Below are 25,038 nucleotides of genomic sequence, written 5' to 3' on the forward strand. Positions count from 1 at the left end.
CGTAGCGGCCAGCGGCTGCTACGGGCGTTTTACCAGCTTTTCGCGTGCCGCGCCGGGCACGCGCGCGTTCGCTTGAATCAGCTTTCCACGATATCCAGATAGTCTTCCGGACGCGTGCGGTCTTCCGAGCGCTTGAGGCCCAGCACGCGCACGAGCGCGGAAACGACGATCGAGACGATCAGGTTGACGATCAGCGCCCACACGGCCGCATAACCCGGCACGACATAGCCGAACAGGTGCAGCGGATAGATCGAGCCCTTCAGTTGCAGCGACACGGCCATCCACGTACCGACGCCGATACCGACCGCCCAGCCGATCAGCAGGCCGCGATGATCGAGCACGCGCGTGTAGAGGCCGAGCACCAGCGCGGGCAGCGTCTGGATGATCCAGATGCCGCCGAGCAGTTGCAGTTGAATGGCGTAGGTCAGCGGCAGCGCGAGAATGAACACGACCGCGCCCACCTTCACGATCAGCGACACGAGCTTGGCGACGTTGGTTTCCTGCTCCGGCGTCATCGACGTGTTGATGAACTCGCGATGCACGTTGCGCGTGTACAGGTTCGCCGCCGCGATCGACATGATCGCCGCCGGCACCAGCGCGCCGATGCCGATCGCCGCGAACGCCACGCCCACGAACCACGACGGGAAGTAATGCAGGAACAGCGCCGGCACCGCGAAGTTCGCGCCGTAGGCCTTGAAGTACGACGCGAACTCGGGCATGTCCTTCACGCCCGAGGCGAGCGCCATGTAGCCGAGCAGCGCGAGCAGGCCGAGCACCAGCGAATACGCCGGCAGGAGCGCCATGTTGCGACGGATCGTGTTGCCCGAGTTCGACGAGAGAATCGCCGTGACCGAGTGCGGATACAGGAACAGCGCGAGCGCCGAGCCGACCGCGAGCGTCGCGTACGCGCTGTAGCCGTTCAGGCTGGCCGCGTCGGGCGCCTTCAGCAGGATCTTCTCCGGCGGCACGACGCTGAAGATATGGCCGAAGCCGCCGAGCTGAGCCGGAATCACGATCATCGCGGCGATGATCGTGATGTAGATCAGCACGTCCTTCACCACGGCGATCATCGCGGGTGCGCGCAGGCCCGACGTGTACGTGTACGCGGCGAGAATCGCGAACGCGATGATCAGCGGCAGATCGCCCATGAAGCCCTGCGTGCTGAAGCCGAGCGCGCCGATCACCACTTCGATGCCGACGAGCTGCAGCGCGATGTACGGCATGGTCGCGACGATACCCGTCAGCGCGATCGCCAGCGCGAGCATGCGGCTGTTGTAGCGCGCATGCACGAAGTCGGCGGCGGTCACGTAGCCGTGACGCTTCGCGATGCTCCACAGCTTCGGGAACACGACGAACGCGAACGGATAGATCAGGATGGTGTACGGGAGCGCGAAGAAGCCCGTCGCGCCCGCGCCGAACACGAGCGCCGGAACCGCGACGAACGTGTAAGCGGTGTAGAGATCGCCGCCGAGCAGGAACCACGTGACGATGGTGCCGAAGCGGCGTCCGCCGAGCCCCCATTCGTCGAGCTGGGCGAGATCGCCTTTACGCCAGTGCGCGGCGATGAAGCCGAGAATCGTCACCCCGACGAAGAACAGAACGAAGACGAAGGTTGCGGTGGTGTTCATCATCGCGCGCCTCCTTGCCGTTTCGACGGCAGCGCCTTCGTCTTCTTATAGACGACGGCGGTGATGACCGCGCTGATCAGCACCCACAGAAGCTGATACCAGTAGAAATACGGAAAGCCCCACAGAACGGGCTCGATCTTGTTGTAAAACGGCACCCATACCACACCGATCCAGGGAAGGATCAGAAGCCATAGCCAATGCTTGTTGCGCGGTTGTCCGGTGCCGGTCGCAGCTTCGTGAGCCATAACCGTCTCCTCTTGTTTTGATTCGCTTAGTTATTGCGAGCCCGGCGGGATTGCCGGTCGTCGGATAGACATGCCGCTGAAAGCGCCCCGAAATAACAGAGGGAGTATATGGACCCTTAAAAGACGGTCAAGCAGGGAGAATCCCGACTATTCCGCTGATTTGAAAGGAATTTGTAAATAGGCCAAAACCCTCGTAAGAGCGCTTTGGCCGAGCGCGTCCCAAATCAGATGGAGAACGAGCCGCTGGTCGGGACGCCCGCGCTTTCGGCGAGACCCTTCACCCATTTGCGCGCGGGCAGATCGAGTTGCGCTTCGATCAGCTTCGCGCGCGTTTCGAGCGCGGCGAACGGCACCTCGAGCGCGGGTCCGGCGAACGCCAGCGCGACGCGATTGCCGTCGTGCACTTCCGGCAGCGCGATCACGCGATGATCGAACGCCTCGTTCAGATGGCGCATGTTGCGCACGAAGCTCGGATGGTCGCCGAACAGGTTGATCGTGACGACGCCCGCTTCCGGCGTGAGGCACGCGCGGCAGGCGCGATAGAACGACACGCTGTCGAGCACGGGGCCGCGCGCGGTGGCGTCGTACAGATCGATCTGCAAGGCGCCGATGGTGCCGTGATTCGCGCGGTCGTTGGCGAATTCCCACGCGTCGCGCTCGGTGACGGTGAGGCGCGCGTCGTCGTAAGGCAAGCCGAACATCGCGCGCGCGGCGATCACGACCGCCGGATTCAATTCGACGGCTTCGACCTTCGCGCGCTTCAGAAAACGATGGCAGAACTTCGTCAGGGCAGCCGCGCCGAGACCGAGCTGCACGATGCGCCCGGGCGTTTCGATGAAAAGCAGCCACGCCATCATCTGCTGCGCGTATTCGAGCTCGATGTGATCGGGCTTGCGCAGACGCATCGCGCCCTGCACCCATTCGGTGCCGAAGTGCAGATAGCGCACGCCGCCCTCTTCCGAGAACGTTACGGGCGCGAAGCGCGGCTTGCGCGGCGCTTCGATACGCGGCGCGTTGGCGAGATCGTCTTCGTCGCGATCGCGTCTGGATTTGCTGTCTTTCTTGCGGCCGAACGCGCGGGCTTCAGCGGACGCACGCTTGATGAGGTTCGTCATTGTGTAATGAGGATGTCGCGCCAGATGCGCAATTTTTGGTCGAACGAGAGGATAGCATTGGCCGCGCTCGACGACGGCAGCACGAGCGTTGCGTAGCCCGCGGCGGCGAGCACGGGCGCGAACTTGCCCGAGGTCTTGCCGTTGAAGCACACGCGCCGCAGCTTCGGAAAGCGCGTACGGAACGCGGCGAAGTCGTTGGGCGATGCGTTGCGGATCGCGCTGTCGAGACTGCCCTCGCGCTCGCAGGCGGCGAGCACGTCCCACAGGCCGATGCCATGCTCGATCAGACGCGCCAGGCGCGCGTCGTAGTCAAGCCCGTGCAGATCCTCGCCTATCGCCGCGCCGACGAGCCGCCAGAACTGGTTGCGCGGATGGGCGTAATACTGGGTCGCCGCGAGCGACGCGACGCCCGGAAAGCTGCCGAGTATCAGCGTATGCGTCGCTTCATTGCCGACCGGCTCGAATCCGGCGAGCTTCATTTCGCCTCGCCGCGCGCAACGCGTTTCGCATGCGAGCTCAGATGATCGTAGGAACGCACGTGTTCGCGATGACGCCTTTTATCGTCCGATGTCGCGAGCCGGGTCCACAAGGCATCGAGCATGCATTCCGTGACCATCAGCGGCGCACCGTGACGCCTGAATACCGAGCGGCGCGCGACCAACGCATGCGCTGCCTGCCCGCCCTGCGCCGATGCAAGCCGATAAAGCGGATGCCGCGCCGTGAGCACGCGGTTCGTCAACACCGAGCGCGACACACTGCTGTCGCTGTAGAGCAATTCAGCGAGCGGCCGCGTGCGCAAACGGCGCATGGACTGCCAGATGCCCGTGCTGTGCGCGAGCGGCACGATGCTGTGCGCGACGACGAACGGCACGCCATCGACCTTCAACACGACTTCGCGCGTCCAGACAGGCGTGCGCGGCGTGACGCCGAGCGCGCGCGCTTCGTCGCGCCAGGGAAGATCGACGGCCTCGCGCGTGACTTCGACCGTCACCGTGCCGAGCGTACGCAAGTGCGCGGTCAGCGAACCGCCGCGTGTGAGCCAGTCCTTTTTAACGTCGGTGAGGGAGGGAAACGGATTGATGCGCCAGTCGGCGCAGACCGGATCGATGGGCGTTGGCATGCCGCCGATTATAAGACGAGCGCCTGCCACGCCCCGGCGAACCCACGGACACCGCGTGCCGCAACGGTGTCCGTGGAACGCGCGCGCTCACCGGTCCGCGCGTGAGTCGCTCCAGGAAAAGGAGCGCAACGCGCGAACCAGTCTCACGCGAACTTCACTGCGGACGGCCGAAGTTCTGGAATTCCAGATCCGTGAACACGATCGAGCCCGAAGCCTTCGGCAGCGCGAACTCGACCTTGGCGAGGCTCGACTTGTCCACGCCCTTGAACGCCGCGAACGGGAGCGACACCATGTTCAGCAGTTGAGCAGGTGCGCCCTTGGATGAGAACGGCTCGTCTTGCGGATCGTCCACGAGCGGCCGGCCGTCGCCCTTCGGCTTCGGAGCGAGATACAAGGCGTCGCTGAAGTCGCTTGCGTTGAGCGACGCCGACTTGCCTTTGGTGTCGGTGAGCGTCACGACCACTTCCTGGCCCATCGGGCGCACGACGGCGACGCGGAACGTGAGCGAGTCGTACGCCGCCGCCGACACACCCTTCAGGTCGGTGCTGATCTTTGCGTTCGGTTGAGTCCAGGTCAAGCGCAGCGCGTCGGCGACCGAAAGATAGCCGCCGCCTGCCGGCGCCCTGCCGGCGGGATCCAGATGATCCTGCATCGTGAACTCGGCAGGCGTGTCGGGCATGCACAACGGAAAGAACCACGGCCTCGGCGAATAGGGAATTGCGCAGGCGGCCATCTGGTCGAAGCCCGTCACGAAGAAAGCGCCGCCCAGGAGATTGCTGGACCACGCGTTCATATCCTGGAAGCGCTGTAACATTTTCGAATCCGACGCTGGCTTCTGGATCGTCAGGAGAGCTCGCTCGTCACAGACCGAAGAACCGGCCGGGCATGCGGCGGACGGCAACTGCGCAAGGCCGTTCCAGTAGTCCGCGAACTTCGTCTCGCTGCCCACGAAATAGCGCATGAACGAATTGATGAGGAACGTTCCGGCTCGCCGCTGATCGTCCGCCGACAAGCGCGGACCACCGTCCCGTACGGAACAATACGACTTGAAATTCGCGTTCAGTACTGGGTTGGTAGCCATGTCGTCCTTTACCCAGACGGTGTTGAAGTAGTTGTGATTGGCACCGTTCACCACGACCTGGAATCGCGGGGCCGCGTCGTACTGGGTTCCGATCCGGTTCCGATCGAAAGCCTGCGCGCCGCTCAGCATGGAGACGTCTCCGTCGCAGGACGGCACCAGGACAGCCAGCGGGACATTGCTCACCCCGACGTTCTGATTGCTGTCCGTGGTCCCGACCATGATGCCCGCGCGAATGTTGTAGGGGGGCGCCGTCTCGGCTCCCGCGGCAAAGAAGATGTTGTACTTGGTGATCGCCGCCGTGAATCCGTCGTTGTTGATTTTCGAGCCGTCTCCCACAGCCGCGACGAGATCGGGATAGTCGCTGAAGTCCGACGGCTTGGCGACGATGGCGCGCATCAGTTCTTCGACGCTCACGCCCTTGCGCGTCAGGTTGTATTTGATGGCGTACGAAACGCCCTGTCCGCCGCGTGAATGTCCCATGATGCCGACCCGATCGAAATCCAGCTTGCCTCGCAGCGCGCTCAGCACGCCCGGGCCGCCGTTCGCGTCGATCTGGCGCATGCGGTCGAGTGTACCGAGCAACAACTGCGCGCGCGTCTGGCTCGACATATCGCCCATGCCGACGCCGCTGATCTTGCCTGCGTCGAGCGACAACACCACGTAACCCTGCTGTGCCAGATCGCGCGCGAGATAGTCGTAGCCCTGATAGCTCGGGTCGGTCGGTTCATGGTTGCCGTGCAGGAAGAGCACGACCGGATAACGGTCGGTGCGGGCATCGGCAGTCGCGGCCGCGACGGGATAGCGCAGCCAGCCGCGCACGGCAAAGGCGTAAGCGGTCGGAGTCACGACAACCGGATTGCCCTTGTCGTCGGAGAACGACGCAGAATCGCTCGAGCTTGTCACCACCGTGCCGAGGTCGTACTGAATCGCGAGAGAAATGGCGTACTTCGCCGCGTCGCTCGTCGCGGGCGCGACGCTCACGAAGCGGCTCGAAGACGGCGTCTTCGAGCCGCCCGTGTCCAGCGCGGGACTGGGCGGCGGCAAATCCGTCCCCGGCACCGGGACCGCACTTCCCTGAACCGATCCACCACCACCGCATCCGCTCAATCCGAGCGATACGCCGAGCGCGCACACCAGGAGCGCCACCATCACACGTCGTTTCATTTTCCTTTTCCCTCTGAGACCCCAGCCTTCTGAGGTCGGATCCGAATGAACGCGGTCCGGACGCGTTCGGGCGGCGGGAGTCTAGGGGACGAGCGATTGAGCGATCAATGCCAACTGACAATTAACTACAAACGAACGGCGGGCCGATTCGTGTCGCCGCGCCGCGCTCGAGGACACAATTCACGGCGCGTTGATTGCCGCTGTTAAGAAGATTCGTATGGAGCCACCCGGGGGACCGTCTGAAACTGACTCACCCGCACGTACGCGCGGCGAAAACGTTGACCCGTCCAAACAAGAGGCTCCCGAATGTCGGAAAACAAGAAACAGACATCGAAGAAGGTCGCGCATCTGGCAGCGGACACGCTGCACGATCCCAAAGCGTCGAAAATCGCCAGGAGCCTCGCCGCTTCCGCGTTGTCACAGTCACATTCCCGCAAGCAGACTGGCGCGGAAATGGAGCGCAAGGCAAGCGAAGTGCTTCATAGTCCGAAGTACTCGAAGGACACCAAAACGCTCGCCGCATCCGTGCTCGCTCAGTCCAACAAGGAGCGCAAGAGCAAATAAAAACGCGCCGCCGGTTCCCCGGCGGCGCGTTCACTTTTCAGCGCTCCGCTACACCTCAGCGCGACAGCAACAGCGCATTGGTCCGCTTCACGAAGCTCGCCGGATCATCCAGCGCGCCGCCTTCCGCGAGCAAGGCCTGATCGAACAGCAGATGGCACCAGTCGACAAAGTTGGCGCTGTCGGCCTGCAACGCCTTCACCAGCGGATGCTCCGGGTTTACTTCCAGAATCGGCTCGGATTGCGGCGCCTTCTGCCCCGCCGCCTTCAGCATGCGTTGCAAGTAACCGCTCATGTCTCCTTCGTCCGCCACGAGACAGCTCGGCGAATCCGTCAAGCGGAAGGTGAGGCGCACGTCCTTCGCCTTGCCTTCGAGCGCTTCCTTCATCTTCTCGACGAGCGGCTTCAGCTCCTCGCCGACCTTTTCCTGCTGCTGCTTTTCCTCGTCGTTCAGCGCGCCGAGATCGAGGTCGCCGCGCGCGACGCTGACAAGCGGCTTGCCGTCGAATTCGTTGAGGAACGACAGCATCCATTCGTCGACGCGATCCGTGAGCAGCAGCACCTCGACGCCCTTCTTGCGGAACACTTCCAGATGCGGGCTGTTCTTGGCGGCCTGCCAGCCGTCGGCGGTAACGTAGTAGATCTTCGTCTGCTCGGGCTTCATGCGCGCGACGTAGTCCGCGAGCGAGACGGTCTGTTCGTCGGAATCGTTTTGCGTCGATGCGAAACGCACCAGCTTCGCGATGCGCTCGCGATTGCCGAAGTCCTCGCCGATGCCTTCCTTCAGCACCTGGCCGAACTCGTTCCAGAAGCCCTGATACTTCTGCTTTTCAGCGTCATCGGTCGCTTCCGCCGACGCGCTCGCGACCTCTTCCAGCATCGACAGCACGCGCTTGGTCACGCCTTCGCGGATCGCCTTCACATCGCGGCTTTCCTGCAGGATTTCGCGCGATACGTTCAGCGGCAAATCCGCCGAATCGACCACGCCCTTCACGAAGCGCAGATATGCGGGCAGCAGTTGCTCGGCGTCGTCCATGATGAACACGCGCTTCACGTAGAGCTTCAACCCGCCGCGATGCTCGCGGTTCCACAGATCGAACGGCGCGTGCTTCGGCACGTACAGCAGTTGCGTGTACTCGCTGCGGCCTTCGACGCGGTTATGCGTCCACGCGAGCGGCTCGTCGTGATCGTGCGAGACGTGCTGATAGAACTGCTTGTACTGCTCGTCGCTGATGTCGTTCTTCGGGCGCGTCCAGAGCGCGCTCGCCTGGTTGACGGTCTCGTCTTCGTCCTTCGTGACCATCTCGCTCTTCTCGGCGTCCCATTCTTCCTTTTTCATGAGAATGGGCAGTGCGACGTGATCCGAATACTTCTGGATGATCGATTTCAGCCGGTGCGACGACAGCAGATCGTCCTCGTCCGCACGCAGATGCAATGTGATGGTCGTGCCGCGTTGCGCGCGCTCGATGTCCTCGACTTCGAAATCGCCCTCGCCCGCGCTCGTCCAGCGCACGCCCTGGCTCGCCGGCAGCCCGGCGCGGCGCGTCTCGACGGTGATCTTGTCCGCGACGATGAAGCCCGAGTAAAAGCCCACGCCGAACTGGCCGATGAGGGCGGCGTCCTTCTGCTGGTCGCCGGAGAGCTTCGAAAAGAATTCCTTGGTGCCCGAACGCGCGATGGTGCCGAGGTGCGAAATGGCTTCCTCGCGGCTCATGCCGATGCCATTGTCGTCGATGGTGACGGTGCGCGCGGCCTTGTCGAACGACACGCGAATGCGCAGGTCCGGATCGGTCTCGTACAGCGCGCTGTTCTCGATGGCTTCGAAGCGAAGCTTGTCCGCGGCGTCGGACGCGTTGGAAATCAGCTCGCGCAGGAAAATTTCCTTGTTGCTGTACAGCGAATGGATCATCAGGTGCAGAAGCTGCTTCACTTCTGCCTGAAAGCTCATGGTTTCTTGCGCCATGGTCGGGTCCTCTGGTGTTGATTTCGTGAATGCGATCGATTCGGCATGCGCCTCGTTCCACGCGGCCAATTCGTGCGATATAAGGGCGTCCAGATGTTTTTCAAGAGCGCGCCCCGGATAAGATGGAACTTCCGAACGACCGATCTTTCGCGATGCCATTCCTGCGCCAACACGACCGCCATGCCCGGCCGCTCACAGCCAATGAAGTCGACATGGCTCGGCTCGTGTTCCGCGACGCGATCGATTATTCGCGCGTGAAGGTTTTCGCCCGGGCCTATCTGCCGTTCGGCCTGCAGCCGCGCCGTACCGCGATGGCGCCCAACGGCAACCTCTATTTTCCACGCGGCTGCTTCCAGGACGACTTCTCGGCCTGCGACCTCGTCGATCGCATGTGGTTCATTCACGAGATGACGCACGTCTGGCAATTCCAGCTCGGCTATCCGGTCAGGCTGCGGGGCGCGATCCGCATCGGTCTGCCATATGCGTACCGGCTCGCGGACGGCAAGCGCCTGTCCGACTACAACATGGAAGCGCAAGGCAATCTGCTCGCCGACTGGTTCGCGCTCAGGTACTGCGACGGCCAGGCCCGGCTCTACGAGCATCGTTACCGGCATCTGCCGGGCGCGCTGGCGCTTTATGAAACCGTGCTTGCGGATTTCATTCGCGCGCCGTCCGGGCGCCGCAACCTGCCCGGGCGCATGCGCTAGGCGCTGCGCCGCGACCCTTTATCCAGATAGCTGGCGAGAAACTCGGACAGCGCCGGATCGCCGCAATTGGCGATGTTGAAGCGCATCCACGTCGTCGGCGACTGATGCGGCGAGAACAGACTGCCTGGCGTCAGCAGAAAGCCCGCTTCATGCCCGGCTGCGGCGAGCCCGTCCGAGTCGACGCTCGCGTCCGCCCACAGAAACATGCCCGCCGACGGCGTCGCGAACAGCCGAAATCCGGTGCGCTCCAGCATGCGCGCGGTTTTCTCGCGCACGCCGTCGAGCCGCGCGCGCAGCCGCTCGACGTGCCGCCGGTAGTGCCCTTCGGTCAGCACCTTGTAGACCACGCGCTCGTTGAGTTCGGGACTCGTCATGCCGACGAGCATCTTCTGATCGGCGAGCGCCTTCGCCACCTCCGGCGCCGCCGCGATATAGCCTACGCGCAGATTCGCCGCGAGCGTCTTAGAAAAACTGCCGAGGAAGATCACGCGCTTCAACTGATCGAGCGAGGCGAGGCGCGTCGCGGCAAAGTTCGTCGGACAGAGATCGCCGTAGACATCGTCCTCGACGACGATGAAGTCGTATTCCTGCGCGAGTTGCAGAATGCGATACGCCTGCGCGGCCGTCAGCGACGTGCCGGTCGGATTCTGCAGCACCGAATTGATGATCAGCATTTTCGGCCGCCACGTCGCGACGAGCGTCTCCAGCGCGTCGAGATCCGGGCCGTCCGGCGTGTACGGCATGCCGACCAGCCGCGCGCCCTGCGACGCGAAGCGGCCGAACATCTGAAACCACGCCGGATCGCCGACGATCACCGCATCGCCGGGTTTCACATAGAGGCGCGAAATCAGGTCGATGGCCTGCGTGATGCCCGACACCAGCACGATCTGCCGCGCCGCCGAAGCACCGATCTCCAGTTCCTCCAGACGCGTCTGCAACTGCTGGCGCAGCGGCAGAAAACCTTGCGGCGTACCGAAGCCGAGCATCTGCGCGCCGCTCTGGCGCGACAGCGCACGCAGCGCGTTGGTGATGAGTTCGCCGTCCAGCCAGCGGCCGGGCAGATAGCCGAGTCCCGGCCCCTTCTCCGGGCTCGACGTATGCAGCATGTTGCGCAGCAGCCAGACCACGTCGATCGTGTTCTGCACCGGCTCGCGCTCCGCCGCCGCGACGGGCGGCTCGCCTTTCGCGACGAGCGTGGGCGCGCCGCGCTCGCGCACGTAGAAACCGGAGCCGCGGCGCGAATCGAGATAACCGTGCGCGACGAGACGTTCGTACGCCTCCACGACGGTGAAGCGCGACACGCCCTTGTCGAGCGCGAGCTTGCGGATCGACGGCATGCGCATGCCGGGACGGAACACGCGCTCGTCGATGCGGCGCCGGCCCCATTGCACCAGTTGATCGACGAGCGTGAGCTGCGCGGCGTCGTGCGGGGCGGGAATCTGGTCGAGCGGAACGGACATGCGGGCCTCCGGAGTTCGGCTGGACGCACGGGTGCGTCGATATGAACTGTACCGAATAGTATTGGGCCGATTGTACCGTTACTGTTACGGTGTTAGCGGCTACATTTTGCGTTCGGGCTGCCCGGCGTGCGGCCAAGGAAGCGTTATCCTGTCGGCCCCTGTTTTCCTCGCCGCGCCAGCCATGACCGAACATCGACTCAAACTGGATCACCTCGTGATCGCCGCCCGCACGCTCGACGAAGGCGCGCGCTTCGTCGCCTTGAAATTCGGCGTCGAAACGGCGCCGGGCGGCGCGCATCCATTGATGCGCACCCACAACCGGCTCCTGAATCTGTGGGGCGGCGCGTATCTCGAAGTCATCGCGATCGATCCGCTGGCCGAATCGCTCACGGCCGAATCGCCGCGCCCGCGCCTCTTCGCGCTCGATGACCCTGAAATGCAGCGCCGCCTCGAAGAGCACGGCCCGCAACTCGTGCACTGGGCCGCGCGCGTCGACCGGCCGAAATCGCTCGTGCGCTGGCGCGAGCAATATCCCGAGCGCATTGCGCCGGTCGCGGCGATGTCGCGCGGCGGCAACACATGGGGCCTTACCGTGCCCGACGACGGCGCGTTCCCAGCGTGGCAAGGCGCAGGGGACGGCGTGCTGCCTTCGCTGATCCAGTGGGACACGCCGCGCCATCCGAGCGGCGCACTGCCGGAAACGGGCATCGCGTTGCGTGCGCTGACCGGGTTTCATCCCGACGCGGCAGCGGTCGCGGAGCAGCTCGAGTGGCTCGGCGCGGCGCACCTGATGCGGGTCGAGCCGACGGCGGGCGCGCCGGCGCTGGTCGCGCAGTTCGATCTGCCGGACGGCTCGGCGCTCACGCTCGGCGAATCGGCGGAGCAGGCGCAGGCGCGCGAGGAAGAGGCGCAACAGGCGGCCAGGCGCCGTCGCGTGAAGAAGACCGAAGAGCCGCAACCCGCATCACCCGATACACCCGATACATCCGAATAAGGGAGACACCCCACGATGAAAACCCGCGAAACCGAAGGCATGTTGCTCGGCCTGATCGGCGTCGTCATTTTCAGCCTGACGCTGCCGATGACGCGCATCGTCGTCGCGGAAGTGCATCCGCTGCTCAACGGCCTCGGGCGCGCGCTCGTCGCGGCGCTTCCCGCCGCCGCCCTGCTCGCGTGGCGCCGCGAAAAGCTGCCGACCTGGCCGCAGGTCAAGAGCCTCGCCGTCGTATCGCTCGGCGTGATCATCGCGTTTCCGGTGTTTTCGGCGTGGGCCATGAAGACCGTGCCCGCGTCGCATGGCGCGGTCGTCAATGGCCTTCAGCCGCTGTGCGTCGCGATCTATGCCGCGTGGCTCTCGCACGAGCGGCCGTCAAAGGCGTTCTGGGCGAGCGCGATCGCGGGCAGTGCGATCGTCGTCGCGTTCGCGTTGCAGGCGGGCGGCGGCGGCTTGCAGGCGGGCGATCTCCTGATGCTCGTCGCGGTCGGCATCGGCGCGCTCGGCTATGCGGAAGGCGCGCGACTCGCGCGTCAGATGGGCGGCTGGCAGGTGATCTGCTGGGCGCTCGTGCTCTCCGCTCCATTCCTGCTGCTGCCCGTCGCCTGGCTCGCGTGGGCGCATCACGCGGCGCATCCCGAGCCGCTCGCGCTCAAGACCTGGCTCGCGTTCGGCTATGTCACGCTGTTCTCGCAGTTCATCGGCTTCTTCGCCTGGTACGCGGGCCTAGCCATGGGCGGCATCGCGCGCGTCGGACAAGTGCAACTGCTGCAGATCTTCTTCACGATGGCGTTTTCCGCGCTGTTCTTCGGCGAGCACGTGAGCGCGTCGACGTGGCTGTTCGCAGCCGCCGTCATCGTGACCGTCGTGCTCGGCCGCAAGGCGGCGGTGCGTCCGGCGCCGCTTGCCGGCGCGGCCCCGTCGGCGGCGGCCGGCACGACGCACGCAAGGTGACGCACTCGCGCGATAATTGCTGCTTCCGGCCCGCGCCGCGATAAAAACCGATCCAGCGACAACCCCCCAGAGACAACCGAGGCATTTCATGAATCAAGCCGATCTCCGCGCCACGCCGTGGCAACTCTCCGAACGCGCCCGCAAGCTCACCAGCTCGGCGATTCGCGAAATCCTGAAAGTCACGGAGCGGCCCGAAGTCATTTCCTTCGCGGGCGGCCTGCCCTCGCCGGCGACTTTTCCGGTCGAGGAAATGCGTCACGCGTCGGAACGCATCCTGCGCGATCAGCCGTCGGCGGCGCTCCAGTACAGCGCGACGGAAGGCTTCATGCCGCTGCGCGAATGGGTCGCGGCGCGCTACTCGGTGAACGGCGTGACCATCCGCCCGACACAGGTGCTCATCACGACCGGCTCGCAGCAGGCGCTCGACCTGCTCGGCAAGACGCTCGTCGATCCGGGCAGCCGCGTGCTGGTCGAGACCCCGACGTATCTCGGCGCGCTGCAATCGTTCTCGCTGTTCGAGCCGCACTACGTGCAGGTGCCGACCGACGAATCCGGTCTGATTCCCGAAGGACTCGACGCCGCGCTCACCGCGAACGCGCGCCTGCTCTACGCCCAGCCGAACTTCCAGAATCCGACCGGCCGTAGGCTGCCGCTGGAACGCCGCCGGGCGCTCGCCGCGTTCGCGCAAAACGCCGCCTTCCCGGTGATCGAGGACGATCCCTACGGCGCGCTCGACTACGCCGGCGCCCCGCTGCCGACGCTGCTCTCGATGTCGCCCGACCACATCGTGCATCTCGGCTCGTTCTCGAAGGTGCTCGCGCCGGGCTTGCGCGTGGGCTACATCATCGCGCCCGAGGAACTGCACTTCAAACTCGTGCAGGCCAAGCAGGCGACCGACCTGCACACGCCGAGCCTCACGCAGCGCATCGTCTACGAAGTGGTGAAGGACGGCTTTCTCGATCAGCACGTGCCGAAGATCCGCGCGCTCTATCGAGACCAGTGCGAGGCGATGCTCGCTGCGCTGGAACGTCATATGCCCGCCGGAGTCGAATGGAACCGTCCGGAAGGCGGCATGTTCGTGTGGGTCAAGCTGCCCCGGCACATCGATTCGATGAAACTGCTGGAACAATCCATCGCGCAGAACGTGGCCTTCGTGCCGGGCGGTCCGTTCTTCGCGAACGAAGCCGAGCACAATACGATGCGCCTGTCGTTCGTGACCGTGCCGCCCGCGATCATCGACGAAGGCGTGGCGAAGCTCGGCGCGCTGATTCGCGCGAGCATCTGATTCTTCGGGGGCGCAGGTCCGCGCTTCGCGCCCCTTCTTCTTTCATCCAGTTTCCAGTTACGAGGAGCAACCGATGGCATCCAACGTGTACGACAAGCTGAAGGAACTCGGCATCGAACTGCCCGCCGCGGGCGCACCCGCCGCCGCTTACGTGATGAGCGCGCAAAGCGGCAACACGGTGTATCTGTCCGGGCATATTGCAAAGAAAGACGGCAAGGTGCACGCCGGCAAGCTCGGCGACAACATCACGACCGAGGAAGGCCGAGCGGCGGCGCGCAGCGTGGCCATCGACCTGATCGCGACGCTGCATGCGCACGTCGGCGATTTGAACAAAGTGAAACGCATCGTCAAGGTGATGAGCCTCGTGAACTCCACGCTCGATTTCACCGAGCAGCACATCGTGACGAACGGCGCGTCCGAGCTGATCGCGGAAGTGTTCGGCGATGCCGGCAAGCATGCGCGCTCGGCCTTCGGCGTGGCGCAGATTCCGCTCGGCGCATGCGTCGAGATCGAGATGATCGCGGAAGTCGCATAAGCCGCGCCCTGCTCGCTTGCAAGCGAAACCCGACGCGTTGTGCGCGTCGGGTTTTTTTATGTCCTGAAAGAGGCCAAACGAAAGCCATGCCCACACGCACCGTCCAGTTCAAGCAGGTCGATGTCTTCACGGCGATTCCATTCAAGGGCAATCCGCTCGCCGTGATCTTCGACGCCGAAGGTCTTTCCACTGAACGCATGCAGGAAATCGCGCACTGGACCAATCTCTCGGAGACGGCCTTCCTTATGCCGCCGACCGACCCGCGCGCCGACTATCGCGTCCGCATCTTCACGACGGCGCTCGAACTGCCGTTCGCCGGACATCCGACGCTCGGCAGCGCGCATGCGCTGATCGACAGCGGCTATGCACCCAAAACTCCCGGCCGGCTGGTGCAGCAATGCGGTGTCGGACTGGTCGAACTCGCCGATCGCGGCGATGGCGAATGGGCATTCGCCGCCCCGCCCGCCACCATCGCGCCGCTCGACGCAACCCAGAACGAACGCCTGGCCGGCGCGCTCGCACCGGCCGTAATCGATTTCAGCGCGCCGCCATCCGCCGTGAACAACGGCGTGCCGTGGCTCGTCGTGCGAGTGCGGGACGCGGCGCAGTGCCTCGCGATGTCGCTGCATGGGCCCGCGCGTGCAACGCTCGAAGCGCTCGTCGCGGAAACCGGCACGCATGGCATCGCGGTTTATGGACCGCATGAGCCGGACGGTCCCGCGACCTTCGAGTTGCGCGTGATCCTGCTCGGCGCGGAGAACATCGAGGATCCCGTCACGGGCAGCGCCAACGCGGCGCTGTCGACGCTGCTGACGGCGCAAGACAAGCGCCCCGGCATGCGATTCACGGTGCGGCAAGGCACGGCGCTCGGGCGCGACGGCCGCGTCAGCATCACCTACGACGACACGGCGAGCGGCGCGCCGGTGTGGATCGGCGGGCGCTCGGTAACTGTGATCGACGGCACATTCGGCATCTGAAACAATGACCTGAGCGACTCCAGCGGCCGCGCGTATACCCCCAAGCGCGGCCCCTTTCTTAATCCCGGAGCCTTCGTTAATATCTGAACAATCGGGGATCAGAAAGCAATCGCGGTCCACATCGACGCAACCCAGGCGTCGTCAGCGTGGACGGCTCGCGCCGCAGCGCAAACGTATGCTCCTAATAACGCCGAAAGCTCGTCGTCACGCTCATGCCGGGCTTCGGGCGTTGCTGCGCAAAACGGCTCGCCGAACGGCCGTTGCGATGCTTCCCGACACGTACCGAATCCCGGTTAGACAATCCGCCGACTCTCCGTTGCGCGCCGCGCGCGGTATATTCACTCGTCCCGACCGAACGCCCCAGAACATGCATCGCTTCATCCACTTCGCGCAGTTCGCAGCACGTCACGCGCCATGCGACGCGGCGTGGACGGACGCGCCATGAAGCGCATGCGCATGCACGCCTTCAGCGACGCGCTGCTCGGCGCGCCCGCCGCGCGGCGCCGGCGCGCGCTGCTGGCCATTCCGGTGCTCGGCAGCTTCGTGCTGGTGCTGTTGTGGGCGGTGATCTTCGCGCGGCTTTCCGTCGAACGCGAGGCGACCACGCACGAATCGATGGCCTCCGCCGCGATCCTCTCGTCGGCGCTCGAGCAACACACCATCAAGGCGATCCATCAGGTCGACCAGATCACGCGCTTCGTCAAGTTCGAGTACGAGAAGTCGCCCGACAACTTCGACCTGATCGCGACGGTCGAGAAAGGCGTCGTGCAAAGCGACACGCTCGTGCAGGTGTCGCTCATCGACGAATACGGCACGCTGATCGCGAACACGCAGGACCCGCATCCCAAACCCATCGACTTGTCCGATCGCGAGCACTTCAAGATCCACGCGCATTCCAACGACGACCTGCTCTACATCAGCCGGCCTGTGCGCGGGCGCGTCTCGGGACTCTGGACCTTGCAGATCACGCGGCGGCTCAATCATGCGGACGGCTCGTTCGCGGGGGTGGTCGTCGTCTCGGAAGATCCGGCGTATTTCACCAGCGACTTCTACAACGTCGCCTCGATCGGGCGCGAAGGCGTGATCGCCGTCGTGTCCGACAACGGCTCGGTGCTCGCGCGCAGCACGGGCGGCAGCCTCGCCGAGGGTGCCGCGTCGAGTGCGGTGACGAAAGGCGGCGCGCATAGCGCGAGCAGCACGGGCAGCGAGCGCGCGCACGGCGAATTCAGCGCGAGCGGCGTCTATCCGACGACCGAGCATGCGTCGGGCATCTATGTCGATCCGATCGATCATGTGAAGCGCATCGTCGCGTACCGGCATATCGACGGCTACCCGCTCGGCGTGCTCGTCGGCCTTTCCGAGCGCGAGGAGATGGTGGATTACAACCACACGCGCAACGTCTATCTCCTGATGGCGAGTTTCATCTCGCTCGCCATGCTCGGCTTCTTCGCGGTGGCGACGGGCCTGATCGGCAAATTGCTCGGGCGCGAGCGCGAGATGACGCATCTGGTCGAATACGACCTGCTCACGGGTTTGCGCAACCGCTACTCGACGCTGCGCGCGCTGCGCCTGGATGTCGCGCAACAGGAGAACATCGGGCGGCTCGCGCTGCTGTTCATCGACCTCGACAACTTCAAGACGGTCAACGACACGCTAGGCCACAACGCGGGCGATATCGTCCTGCAGATGACGGCGTCGAGGCTCGCGGAGACGGTCGGGCAAAGCGGCACGCTGTCGCGCATCGGCGGCGACGAGTTCGTGGTCGTCGTCAAGGGCGACGATGTCGAGCAGCGCGCGGTCACGCTCGCCAACGACATCTCCACGATGTTCGCCACGCCCTTCGACGTGCGCGGCAGCGCGTTCGTGCTGCATGCGAGCATCGGCATTGCGCTGTTCTCGGTGTCGAGCGAAAGCGAGATCGATCTGCTCAAGAAAGCCGACCTCGCGATGTACAGCGCGAAAGACGCGGGGCGCAACTGCTATCAGTTCTATTCGCCGCAGTTGTCGCATCGCGCCGATCATCTGATGAAGTGGGAGCAGCAACTGCGCGTCGCCCTCACCGAGCAGCAACTGTTTCTCGTGTATCAGCCGAAGATCGATCTGTCGCGACGCTGTATCACCGGCTTCGAGGCGCTCGTCCGCTGGAATCATCCGCAGCATGGGCTGATTCCGGCGAACGAGTTCATTCCGGTGGCGGAGTCGACCGGGCTGATCGTCGCGGTGGGCGATTTCGTGATCCACACCGCGTGCATGCAGCTCGCGCAATGGCAGCGCGATGGTTATACGGGACTGTCGCTCGCCGTGAACATCTCGGCGGTGCAGTTCTGGCGCGGCGATCTGCTGGAGACGGTCGCACGCGCGATCGAGACGAGCGGCATTCCGCCCGACAAGCTGGAGCTCGAAATCACCGAAACCGTGATGGTCGAATATCCGGAACTCGTGCAGGAGAAGATCGTCGCGCTGAAGCGGCTGGGCGTGCGCATCGCGCTCGACGACTTCGGCACGGGCTATTCGTCGCTGTCGTATCTAAACCGTTTTTCGGTGGATACGCTCAAGGTCGATCGCTCGTTCATTCAGGCTATTCCCGAGGACCGCAGCGTCTGCGTGATGGTGTCGGCGATCGTCAATCTGGCGCGCTCGCTGGGATTGACGGTGGTCGTGGAAGGCACCGAACGCGAAGAACAGATCGCGTGGCTGGCGGCGCTCGGGCCCGTGGAAGCACAAGGCTTCCTGTTCTCGCGGCCGGTTCCGGCGGATGGCGTGCAGGCGCTGCTGGATCGCTTTGGCGTATGCGGATGGCTGCGCGGGTCGTCGCCGCGTGGCCGGCGGGAGGCGTCGAATACCGCGCTCAGCGACGAGCGCGGCGGGTGATGGCGCGTCGAGACGACAGGTGCGCGCGTATTCCTACTGATAGGACATCGTGAACGTCGCCAGGCCCTTGACCGTCCCGGCCGTGACCGCGCCCGTGCGAACGTAGCGCGCCGTCAGGGGAATCTGCAACATCCCGTTCGGAGAGTCGCCGATGGGCCATTGGTTCGCGTTGCCCGGCGTGGCGGAATCCGCGCCGAAAACAACCGGTGAACCGGCCGTGTTGAGAATCTGAATACCGATACCGGCTGCGCTCGAATCGGCAGTCAGTTGCAGGCTGGTGCCGCGATTGGCCGGATTCACCGCATCGGTCAGCGTGATGAGCACCTTCGCCCCGGTCTGGCACGTCAACGACAACGTGAACGGCTGCGGCGCCGCTACCGCGCCCAGGCCCGAGGAAAACGCCCGCGTGTCGGCGGTGGGCATGATCACTGAAACGGAAGTCTGATTCACCGAGCATGTCGCCTGTGTGAGCACGCCGTTTGCGCTGCCGGTATAAAGCGGGCTCTTGGCCCAGCTGCCGCCTGAATCGCTGTGACGATAGTTGATGTTCACTCGCGGTGCCGACGTGAGCGTCGCGGCGCCCGCTGCAATCTGGCCTGTTACGACGAAGCTCGCAGTGACGGTCAGGTCGGGCGAATAGGCGTCTATGGGGCCCGTGAATGAACAAGTCAGCGTCATCCCGCCATTTGCCAATACGACATTTCGTGCACCGCAATAAGCGGAGTTAAAGCTGTAACGCACGCCAAGCCCGGGAACGCCTGTCGGATAGACATCGGAAAACCCTGAAGCCGGGGCGACCGGTACGCTCAGGTCGGCCCAGAGAGTCGACGCTTGCCCGGCAGGCAGCCAGCAGGGGAATTGGAACCCATCGGGTGCGAGCGTGGCGACGGTTTGCCCGACGGCCGCGCCGACCGGCACCGGAATGGTTCCTGCAGAAATGGTTTTATTGACGTTGGCCACCTCGCAACTGAGTCCTGCATGGGCGCTGCACGAAAAGAATCCCAGCAATGCCACCATCACGATGCGCAAGATATTCCTCAAGCATGGCGACTTCGGTCCGCTTCTGCGCGCAGCGCCCCCGGGAAGCCAGGACGGTTCGTTCTCGATGAGAAGAAACGCGTCCATCTCCGTTGGCTCTCAGTGTGCGCCCGAAGGCATCTTCGAATTTGTCGCCACCAGCGAAACGCCGACACAATGCGTCTCGACCGACGCATAGCCCGCGCTGCTCTTCTCGCTCTTGCCCTTCTCCGCCGGTAACGAATACGCAATCGTGCAGCGATTGCCCGTCGCGTCGCCCCATCGCACCGTCAACGTGCCGCTGTCCTCCATGCCGCGCGCGAAAATCCGGCTGTCCTGCGCGACGACGCCGACCACGCGGCCTTGCGCATCCGTCACCTCCGCGCCGAACGGCAACGCTTCGCCGCCCATGCGCGGCGCGCGGATCAACGCGGCGCGGCCCGTCACCGTCTTGTACTTGAGCAACACGACCGAGCCGAAATGCGGCGCGGAACGTTCCGACGTCGATTCGAATTCCACTTCGGTCGACGTGCCCTTCGGATCGATATCGACGGTATTCATGCTATAGGGCGTCATGAACGGCACCACCGCATAACCACGCGAATCGACCTTCACGCCGCTCGAACCCGACACCGATGCGCCCTCCGCGCCCTTCGCCTCGACGATGCCGAACGTATCACCCACCGTTTGCGACAAGGTCACGCCGCCCGGATGCGCGACGATCGAACCGCTCACGCCCGCCGAAACCTGCGACGAGTTCGCGCCCCCGCACCGACGCCGACACCTGCGCGTAAGGCGCGCGATAAATGCCGCTCGCGCCGGCGTTCGCGCCGATGTCCGACCCTGCGCCCTGGCTGGCGGCGCCATACACGTTGTATGAGTACTGGTTGCTCGCGCCGGCCGCGCCGCTCAGGCTCGCCTGCACGCTCGACGCATTCCTGGCGGCGTTCGCGTTCATCGTCAGTTGCGGCGCATGTTGCGAGTGACCGAGCGGAATGGTCGTGCTCAGCATGATCTCGTTCGACATGGTGCCGTCCGCGTTTGCCGTGCGCCCGGCCGTCAGGCTATATGTGCCGTACTTGAAACTGTTCGAATACCCCGTCTGGAAGAATAGATCACGCCCGCCGCGATTCCAGTACGTTTGCGACGAGGCGGTCGCGAACACCGACGCATTGTTTTTCAGCGGCTGATTCACCGTCAATTGCGTGCGGCCGCGCTGCCGGTCCGTGACGTCGCCGCCGTGCTCGGCATAGTCGCGTACGCGCGCGGCATCGGAGAAACCGAGATAGCCTGCGTCGGAATACCGATATGAACCGAGCGTGAAGCTGGTATGGGTCGCGTCGATGAACTTGCTGTATGCGATGCGCAAGCTCCGGCCGCTCGCCGTCTGCACGCCGGGAATCTGCGTGCGCGCCGTGGTGACGTCCGCGGAGAAGGCGCCGAGCTTCGTGTTCAGCGCCGCGCCCACATTCGCCGCGAGGTAGCCCTGGGCTGCGATCGTGCCGCCATAGAGCGTGACCAGATTGGTGAGACCGCGCTGCACGGTCAACTGGGCGAAGTTCGGCTTGCTTTCGAGGGACTCGTCGCGCAACTGGCCGGCGGTGACGGCGAAGCGCGTGGTGCCCGGGCGCAACGACTGCGCCACGGCCGCATAGGGCACGGAGAACTGCTTGGTGCGGCCATCGGCTTCGGTCACGGTGACGTCGAGATTGCCGCCGTAGCCTGTCGCGTACAGATCCTTGATCTCGAACGGGCCCGGTGACACGCTCGTCTCGTAGATGACCTGGCCGTTCTGGCGCACCGTCACGCGCGCGTTCGAATCCGCCGTGCCGCGCACGACTGGCGCATAGCCGCGCAGGGATTCCGGCAGCATGCGGTCATCGGTTGCGATCTGCGCGCCGCGAAACGCGACGCTGTCGAACACGTCGCCGGTGGTTTGCGCGTCGCCGAGCGTGGCCTGCGCCTTGAACTTCGGCAAGTCATGCTGCACGTAGGTCGCGATGTTGTCGAGCTCCGTGGCCTGCCCGGTCGAAGCCGTCACCGACGACTGATGCCTGAAATGCCATGCGCCGATATTCACGCCCGCGTTCAATCCCAGGTATTCCTGCGTCGAGTGCGCGCCGCCGGCGTTGGTCTGATACGCGTTCGCGTTGTAACTGAGGAAACCGGCGTTCACGCCCTTGTCCCACAGTTCCGGCGAGACATAACCGCGCGCGATATTGCGCGTGTATTTCTGGGGGATGGAAATCGAGAGCTTCTGCTCGGCGAAATCGAAGTCAACGGAAGCGCCCGGAATTTGCGCACGCGGGTCGATGCACGCGTCGGCGTTCTGAAGAGCCGCGTCCTGCGAGTGCTCCGCGGCGATCTTCTCGAAGTCGACGCCGAAGCCTTCGAGCATCTTGCGGGTGAGGCACGGCGTGGCGTTCGCGCCGCCGTTCGACGCAACGAAGCGGATGTCGTCAGTAAGCAACCGGCGAAGTCATCTTGATCTGCAAGTCGAGCAGCCGGACGATCATGTCCATTCAGATTTTAAATGGACATGTGTACATGATGGACGAACCCGAGGTGGTCCAGGATGTTGTTCAGCCGACACGGCGCCGGCGGCATAGCAAGGAATTCAAGCAGATGGTCATTCGGGCGGCAATGCAGCCAAACGTGTCGATTGCGGCCGTGGCACTGCATTACCGGTTGAACGCCAACCTGCTGCGCGGTTGGGTTGCGGCGCAGGAGGAGCGCGATGTCGCTGAAGCGGCGCGACAGGAGTTGAATGTCTCGACGTCGGAATTTGTTCCACTGCAGATGCAAAATGGTTTTGCAGGGGCGACGCACATCGAGATTGAGGTGCGCAGAGGCGCGACGTCGATCACGGTGCGCTGGCCGCTGTCGGCCGCGAGCGACTGCGCAACTTGGCTGCAGGGGTGGTTGCGTTGATTCGCATCGATGCCATCTGGCTCGCGACGGAGCCGGTCGACATGCGCGCCGGTGCTGATACGCTGCTTGTGCGCGTGGTCAAGGTGTTCGGGTCAGTGAGGCCCCATCATGCCTACCTGTTTGCCAATCGTCACTCGACCCGAATGAAGGTGCTGGTCTACGATGGTCTGGGTATATGGCTCGCCGCACGCCGGCTGAACAAGGGGCGCTTCGTCTGGACGAACGGCGAGCAGGCAGTGAGCGTTGGGCTGAGCCCTGAACAGCTTCGGGCTCTCGTGATGGGACTGCCGTGGCGCACTCTCGCGCCGGATCATGCAATCACAGTGGTTTGAGCCCTGTGACTACGTAAACTGTTTCGCTTCACCGATGTACGGGGTTCTGGCAGACTGGTCTGCATGAAACTGCCCGCCGATCTCGACGCCCTCAGTACCGAACAGATACGCGAACTGAACGCGAAGCTGATGGCCGAAATCGCCGAGAAAGAAAGAGAGTTGCAGTACCGGCAAACACGTATCGACCAGCTTACGCACGAACTCTCGGTCATCAAACGGCAGCAGTTCGGCAGGCGCAGTGAGCAGCTCAACAAGGAGCAACTGAGCCTGCTCGAGGAAGCGCTCGATGCGGATCTGGCGGCGATCGGGCTTGAGCTGCAGGGGCTGAAGTCCGGCGAGCGGGCTGGTAAACCACGTCAACAGCCAAAGCGGGCACCGCTTCCTCCCGAGCTGCCACGTACCGACATTCATCACGAGCCGGATAGCACGATCTGTACGTGCGGCTGCGAACGCGTTCGTATCGGCGAGGACATCAGCGAAAAGCTGGATTACACGCCCGGCGTGTTCACGGTAGAGCGGCATATCCGGGGAAAATGGGCGTGCAAGGCATGCGAGACGCTGGTGCAGGCTGCGGTGCCGCCTCATGTGATCGACAAGGGTATCCCGACCACCGGCCTGCTCGCCCAGGTGCTGGTCGCCAAGTACAGCGATCACCTGCCGTTGTATCGACAGGAGCGCATCTTTGCGCGGGCGGGTCTGGCAATCGCGCAATCGACGCTCGGCGCCTGGGTTGGCGAGTGTGGCGTGCGCCTGCAGCCCCTGGTCGATGCACTTCGCGAAGAAGTGTTGCAGCAGGCGGTACTGCATGCCGACGAGACGCCGGTACAGATGCTTGCGCCGGGAAAGGGCAAGACCCATCGAGCCTATCTGTGGGCGTACAGTACCACGCAGTTCTCCGATCTGAAGGCTGTGATCTACGACTTCGCCGAGAGCCGCGCTGGCGAACATGCACGCGCATTTCTAGGCGAGTGGCGCGGCAAGCTGACGTGTGACGACTATGGAGGCTATAAGGCCAGCTTCCAGAGCGGCGTGACGGAAACGGGGTGCCTGGCCCATGCGCGTCGTAAATTCTTTGATTTACACGTCAAGCACCAGAGCGAGCTGGCCGAGCCCGCGCTGCGATACTTCGGCGCATTGTATGAAATCGAACGCGACGTCGCGGAACTCGAGCCCGATAGAAGACGTCTTGTGCGTCAAGAGCGGGCTCGCCCCATCGCCGACGAGCTTCATGCATGGTTGCTCACGCAACGGCAGCGTGTGCCGGACGGATCCGGGATCGCCGCAGCACTCGACTACAGCCTCAAACGTTGGGAAGCGCTTACGCGCTATCTGGATGACGGGCATGTGCCTGCGGATAACAACTGGGTCGAAAATCAAATACGGCCATGGGCCTTGGGAAGGTCGAACTGGTTGTTCGCAGGCTCTCTGCGTGCCGGAAAACGCGCGGCCGCGATCATGACATTGATCCGCTCTGCACAACTGAACGCGCATGATCCGCTGGCTTACCTCAAGGACGTGTTGACGCGCTTGCCGACACACCGAGCCTCCGACATCGCGCAACTGCTTCCTCATCGTTGGACGCCGGCCGCTGCTTGATCATTTACGCGATTGCCCACGTCAAGATGCCTTCCCCGCGTGCTTACTGTCGTCACGGGCGACGCGACTCTCGTTCACGAAGATATCGACGGCGTAGACACCCGGCGAAACGACATTGCCGCGCGCGAAGCGTGAGACGTCGACACCCCGGTTCGCGTCGAGTTGCAGGAAAGTCGCATCGAACTCGACGTCCTGATTCGCTTCGCTTGCGTGAAGCTCCGATGCAAGGCCGATGCCGGCGCCCATCGCGAACGCGTACATGACGAGCGCCGCCACGGGGCGCAGCATGAACGACGACGCCGTTTGCGCGGGGGCTGAAGCGTGCGGTGCATCTCGACGTGCTCTCATGTCCTTGGCCTCGGTTCCGACCGATTTTCCTGAATCAGTGCGATGAACCGATGCTAAGGATTTATGAGATACGAATATCTAGGACGATTGCTAGTTTTGAGATACGAAACTGAAACAGATCATTTACATCGCACCGTTATAAGTGAGGCAGCCG

22 protein-coding genes and 1 pseudogene are annotated in these 25,038 nt (G+C 64.0%); 11 read left to right on the forward strand and 12 right to left on the reverse strand.

Annotation, left to right across the window (positions count from 1 at the left end):
• Window positions 1-77 precede the first annotated feature (77 nt).
• From mctP to AWB79_RS07255, 6 genes are all read right to left on the reverse strand, one after another.
• Window positions 78-1,628 carry a monocarboxylate uptake permease MctP gene (mctP, locus tag AWB79_RS07230; protein ID WP_061167002.1) on the reverse strand — a complete coding sequence of 517 codons (1,551 nt, stop codon included), beginning with the start codon at window positions 1,626-1,628 and terminating at the stop codon, window positions 78-80.
• Window positions 1,628-1,873 (reverse strand): DUF3311 domain-containing protein, encoded by a 246-nt coding sequence (locus tag AWB79_RS07235; protein WP_061166719.1) that lies wholly within the window; start codon window positions 1,871-1,873, stop codon window positions 1,628-1,630. Before AWB79_RS07235 ends, mctP begins: the two co-directional genes overlap by 1 nt.
• A 224-nt stretch (window positions 1,874-2,097) precedes the next feature.
• A complete protein-coding gene (locus AWB79_RS07240) occupies window positions 2,098-2,988 on the reverse strand; it encodes a class I SAM-dependent methyltransferase (protein WP_061166720.1) in 891 nt (296 codons plus the stop codon).
• Window positions 2,985-3,467, reverse strand: coding sequence for a DNA-deoxyinosine glycosylase (locus tag AWB79_RS07245; protein WP_061166721.1), 483 nt, complete (start codon window positions 3,465-3,467; stop codon window positions 2,985-2,987). Before AWB79_RS07245 ends, AWB79_RS07240 begins: the two co-directional genes overlap by 4 nt.
• Window positions 3,464-4,108 carry a chorismate--pyruvate lyase family protein gene (locus AWB79_RS07250; protein WP_061166722.1) on the reverse strand — a complete coding sequence of 215 codons (645 nt, stop codon included), beginning with the start codon at window positions 4,106-4,108 and terminating at the stop codon, window positions 3,464-3,466. The genes AWB79_RS07245 and AWB79_RS07250 overlap by 4 nt, the downstream gene beginning before the upstream one ends.
• 154 nt (window positions 4,109-4,262) lie before the next feature.
• Window positions 4,263-6,353, reverse strand: a complete 2,091-nt coding sequence (locus AWB79_RS07255) for an alpha/beta hydrolase (RefSeq protein ID WP_157695707.1) — start codon at window positions 6,351-6,353, stop codon at window positions 4,263-4,265.
• Window positions 6,354-6,659: 306 nt separating this feature from the next.
• Here AWB79_RS07255 and AWB79_RS07260 point away from each other — a divergent pair, with 306 nt between their 5' ends.
• Window positions 6,660-6,917: a hypothetical protein gene (locus AWB79_RS07260; RefSeq protein ID WP_061166724.1), complete on the forward strand. Its 258-nt coding sequence runs from the start codon at window positions 6,660-6,662 to the stop codon at window positions 6,915-6,917.
• A 55-nt stretch (window positions 6,918-6,972) separates the two neighbouring features.
• Here the strand turns inward: AWB79_RS07260 and htpG are convergent, their stop codons facing one another.
• Complete coding sequence (gene htpG / locus AWB79_RS07265) at window positions 6,973-8,877, reverse strand: molecular chaperone HtpG (RefSeq protein ID WP_061166725.1); 1,905 nt, start codon at window positions 8,875-8,877, stop codon at window positions 6,973-6,975.
• 212 nt (window positions 8,878-9,089) lie between these two features.
• Here htpG and AWB79_RS07270 point away from each other — a divergent pair, with 212 nt between their 5' ends.
• Entirely contained in the window at window positions 9,090-9,584 is a 495-nt protein-coding gene (locus AWB79_RS07270) for a Rhs element Vgr protein (protein WP_232470839.1), read from the forward strand.
• Here AWB79_RS07270 and AWB79_RS07275 read toward each other — a convergent pair.
• Window positions 9,581-11,044: an aminotransferase-like domain-containing protein gene (locus tag AWB79_RS07275; RefSeq protein ID WP_061166726.1), complete on the reverse strand. Its 1,464-nt coding sequence runs from the start codon at window positions 11,042-11,044 to the stop codon at window positions 9,581-9,583. The two genes, AWB79_RS07270 and AWB79_RS07275, sit on opposite strands and share 4 nt — an antisense overlap.
• A gap of 181 nt (window positions 11,045-11,225) precedes the next feature.
• Here AWB79_RS07275 and AWB79_RS07280 point away from each other — a divergent pair.
• The 6 genes and pseudogenes from AWB79_RS07280 to AWB79_RS07310 form a co-directional block, all read left to right on the forward strand.
• Window positions 11,226-11,897: pseudogene (locus AWB79_RS07280) on the forward strand (VOC family protein); the annotation flags it as partial.
• 156 nt (window positions 11,898-12,053) lie between these two features.
• Window positions 12,054-12,992, forward strand: coding sequence for a DMT family transporter (locus AWB79_RS07285; RefSeq protein WP_061166728.1), 939 nt, complete (start codon window positions 12,054-12,056; stop codon window positions 12,990-12,992).
• A gap of 88 nt (window positions 12,993-13,080) precedes the next feature.
• Complete coding sequence (locus AWB79_RS07290) at window positions 13,081-14,277, forward strand: aminotransferase-like domain-containing protein (RefSeq protein WP_061166729.1); 1,197 nt, start codon at window positions 13,081-13,083, stop codon at window positions 14,275-14,277.
• 73 nt (window positions 14,278-14,350) lie between these two features.
• Window positions 14,351-14,812 (forward strand): RidA family protein, encoded by a 462-nt coding sequence (locus tag AWB79_RS07295; protein ID WP_061166730.1) that lies wholly within the window; start codon window positions 14,351-14,353, stop codon window positions 14,810-14,812.
• An 86-nt stretch (window positions 14,813-14,898) separates the two neighbouring features.
• Window positions 14,899-15,789, forward strand: a complete 891-nt coding sequence (locus tag AWB79_RS07300) for a PhzF family protein (RefSeq protein WP_061166731.1) — start codon at window positions 14,899-14,901, stop codon at window positions 15,787-15,789.
• Between the two features lie 441 nt (window positions 15,790-16,230).
• A complete protein-coding gene (locus tag AWB79_RS07310; protein WP_061167004.1) occupies window positions 16,231-18,660 on the forward strand; it encodes a bifunctional diguanylate cyclase/phosphodiesterase in 2,430 nt (809 codons plus the stop codon).
• A 33-nt stretch (window positions 18,661-18,693) separates the two neighbouring features.
• Here AWB79_RS07310 and AWB79_RS38860 read toward each other — a convergent pair whose 3' ends face one another.
• The 3 genes from AWB79_RS38860 to AWB79_RS07320 form a co-directional block, all read right to left on the reverse strand.
• The gene (locus AWB79_RS38860; protein WP_232470848.1) at window positions 18,694-19,680 is read right to left on the reverse strand and encodes a fimbrial protein; all 987 of its coding nucleotides are present in this window, start codon (window positions 19,678-19,680) and stop codon (window positions 18,694-18,696) included.
• A gap of 117 nt (window positions 19,681-19,797) precedes the next feature.
• Window positions 19,798-20,412: a fimbria/pilus outer membrane usher protein gene (locus tag AWB79_RS40775; protein ID WP_269767920.1), complete on the reverse strand. Its 615-nt coding sequence runs from the start codon at window positions 20,410-20,412 to the stop codon at window positions 19,798-19,800.
• The gene (locus AWB79_RS07320) at window positions 20,354-22,147 is read right to left on the reverse strand and encodes a fimbria/pilus outer membrane usher protein (RefSeq protein ID WP_269767921.1); all 1,794 of its coding nucleotides are present in this window, start codon (window positions 22,145-22,147) and stop codon (window positions 20,354-20,356) included. The genes AWB79_RS40775 and AWB79_RS07320 overlap by 59 nt, the downstream gene beginning before the upstream one ends.
• Window positions 22,148-22,191: 44 nt before the next feature.
• Here AWB79_RS07320 and AWB79_RS07325 point away from each other — a divergent pair, with 44 nt between their 5' ends.
• The 3 genes from AWB79_RS07325 to tnpC all read left to right on the forward strand — a co-directional run bounded on the left by AWB79_RS07325 (window position 22,192) and on the right by tnpC (window position 24,536).
• Window positions 22,192-22,608 (forward strand): transposase, encoded by a 417-nt coding sequence (locus tag AWB79_RS07325; protein ID WP_074169338.1) that lies wholly within the window; start codon window positions 22,192-22,194, stop codon window positions 22,606-22,608.
• The gene (tnpB, locus tag AWB79_RS07330) at window positions 22,605-22,940 is read left to right on the forward strand and encodes an IS66 family insertion sequence element accessory protein TnpB (protein ID WP_061167005.1); all 336 of its coding nucleotides are present in this window, start codon (window positions 22,605-22,607) and stop codon (window positions 22,938-22,940) included. Before AWB79_RS07325 ends, tnpB begins: the two co-directional genes overlap by 4 nt.
• Window positions 22,941-23,003: 63 nt before the next feature.
• Window positions 23,004-24,536, forward strand: coding sequence for an IS66 family transposase (gene tnpC, locus AWB79_RS07335; RefSeq protein ID WP_061166734.1), 1,533 nt, complete (start codon window positions 23,004-23,006; stop codon window positions 24,534-24,536).
• Between the two features lie 21 nt (window positions 24,537-24,557).
• On the opposite strand, the gene AWB79_RS07340 is transcribed toward tnpC, so the two are convergent.
• Window positions 24,558-24,884, reverse strand: a complete 327-nt coding sequence (locus AWB79_RS07340; RefSeq protein WP_082862292.1) for a FimD/PapC N-terminal domain-containing protein — start codon at window positions 24,882-24,884, stop codon at window positions 24,558-24,560.
• Window positions 24,885-25,038: the final 154 nt, after the last annotated feature.

Source organism: Caballeronia hypogeia, from assembly GCF_001544875.2.
Lineage (GTDB): Bacteria > Pseudomonadota > Gammaproteobacteria > Burkholderiales > Burkholderiaceae > Caballeronia > Caballeronia hypogeia.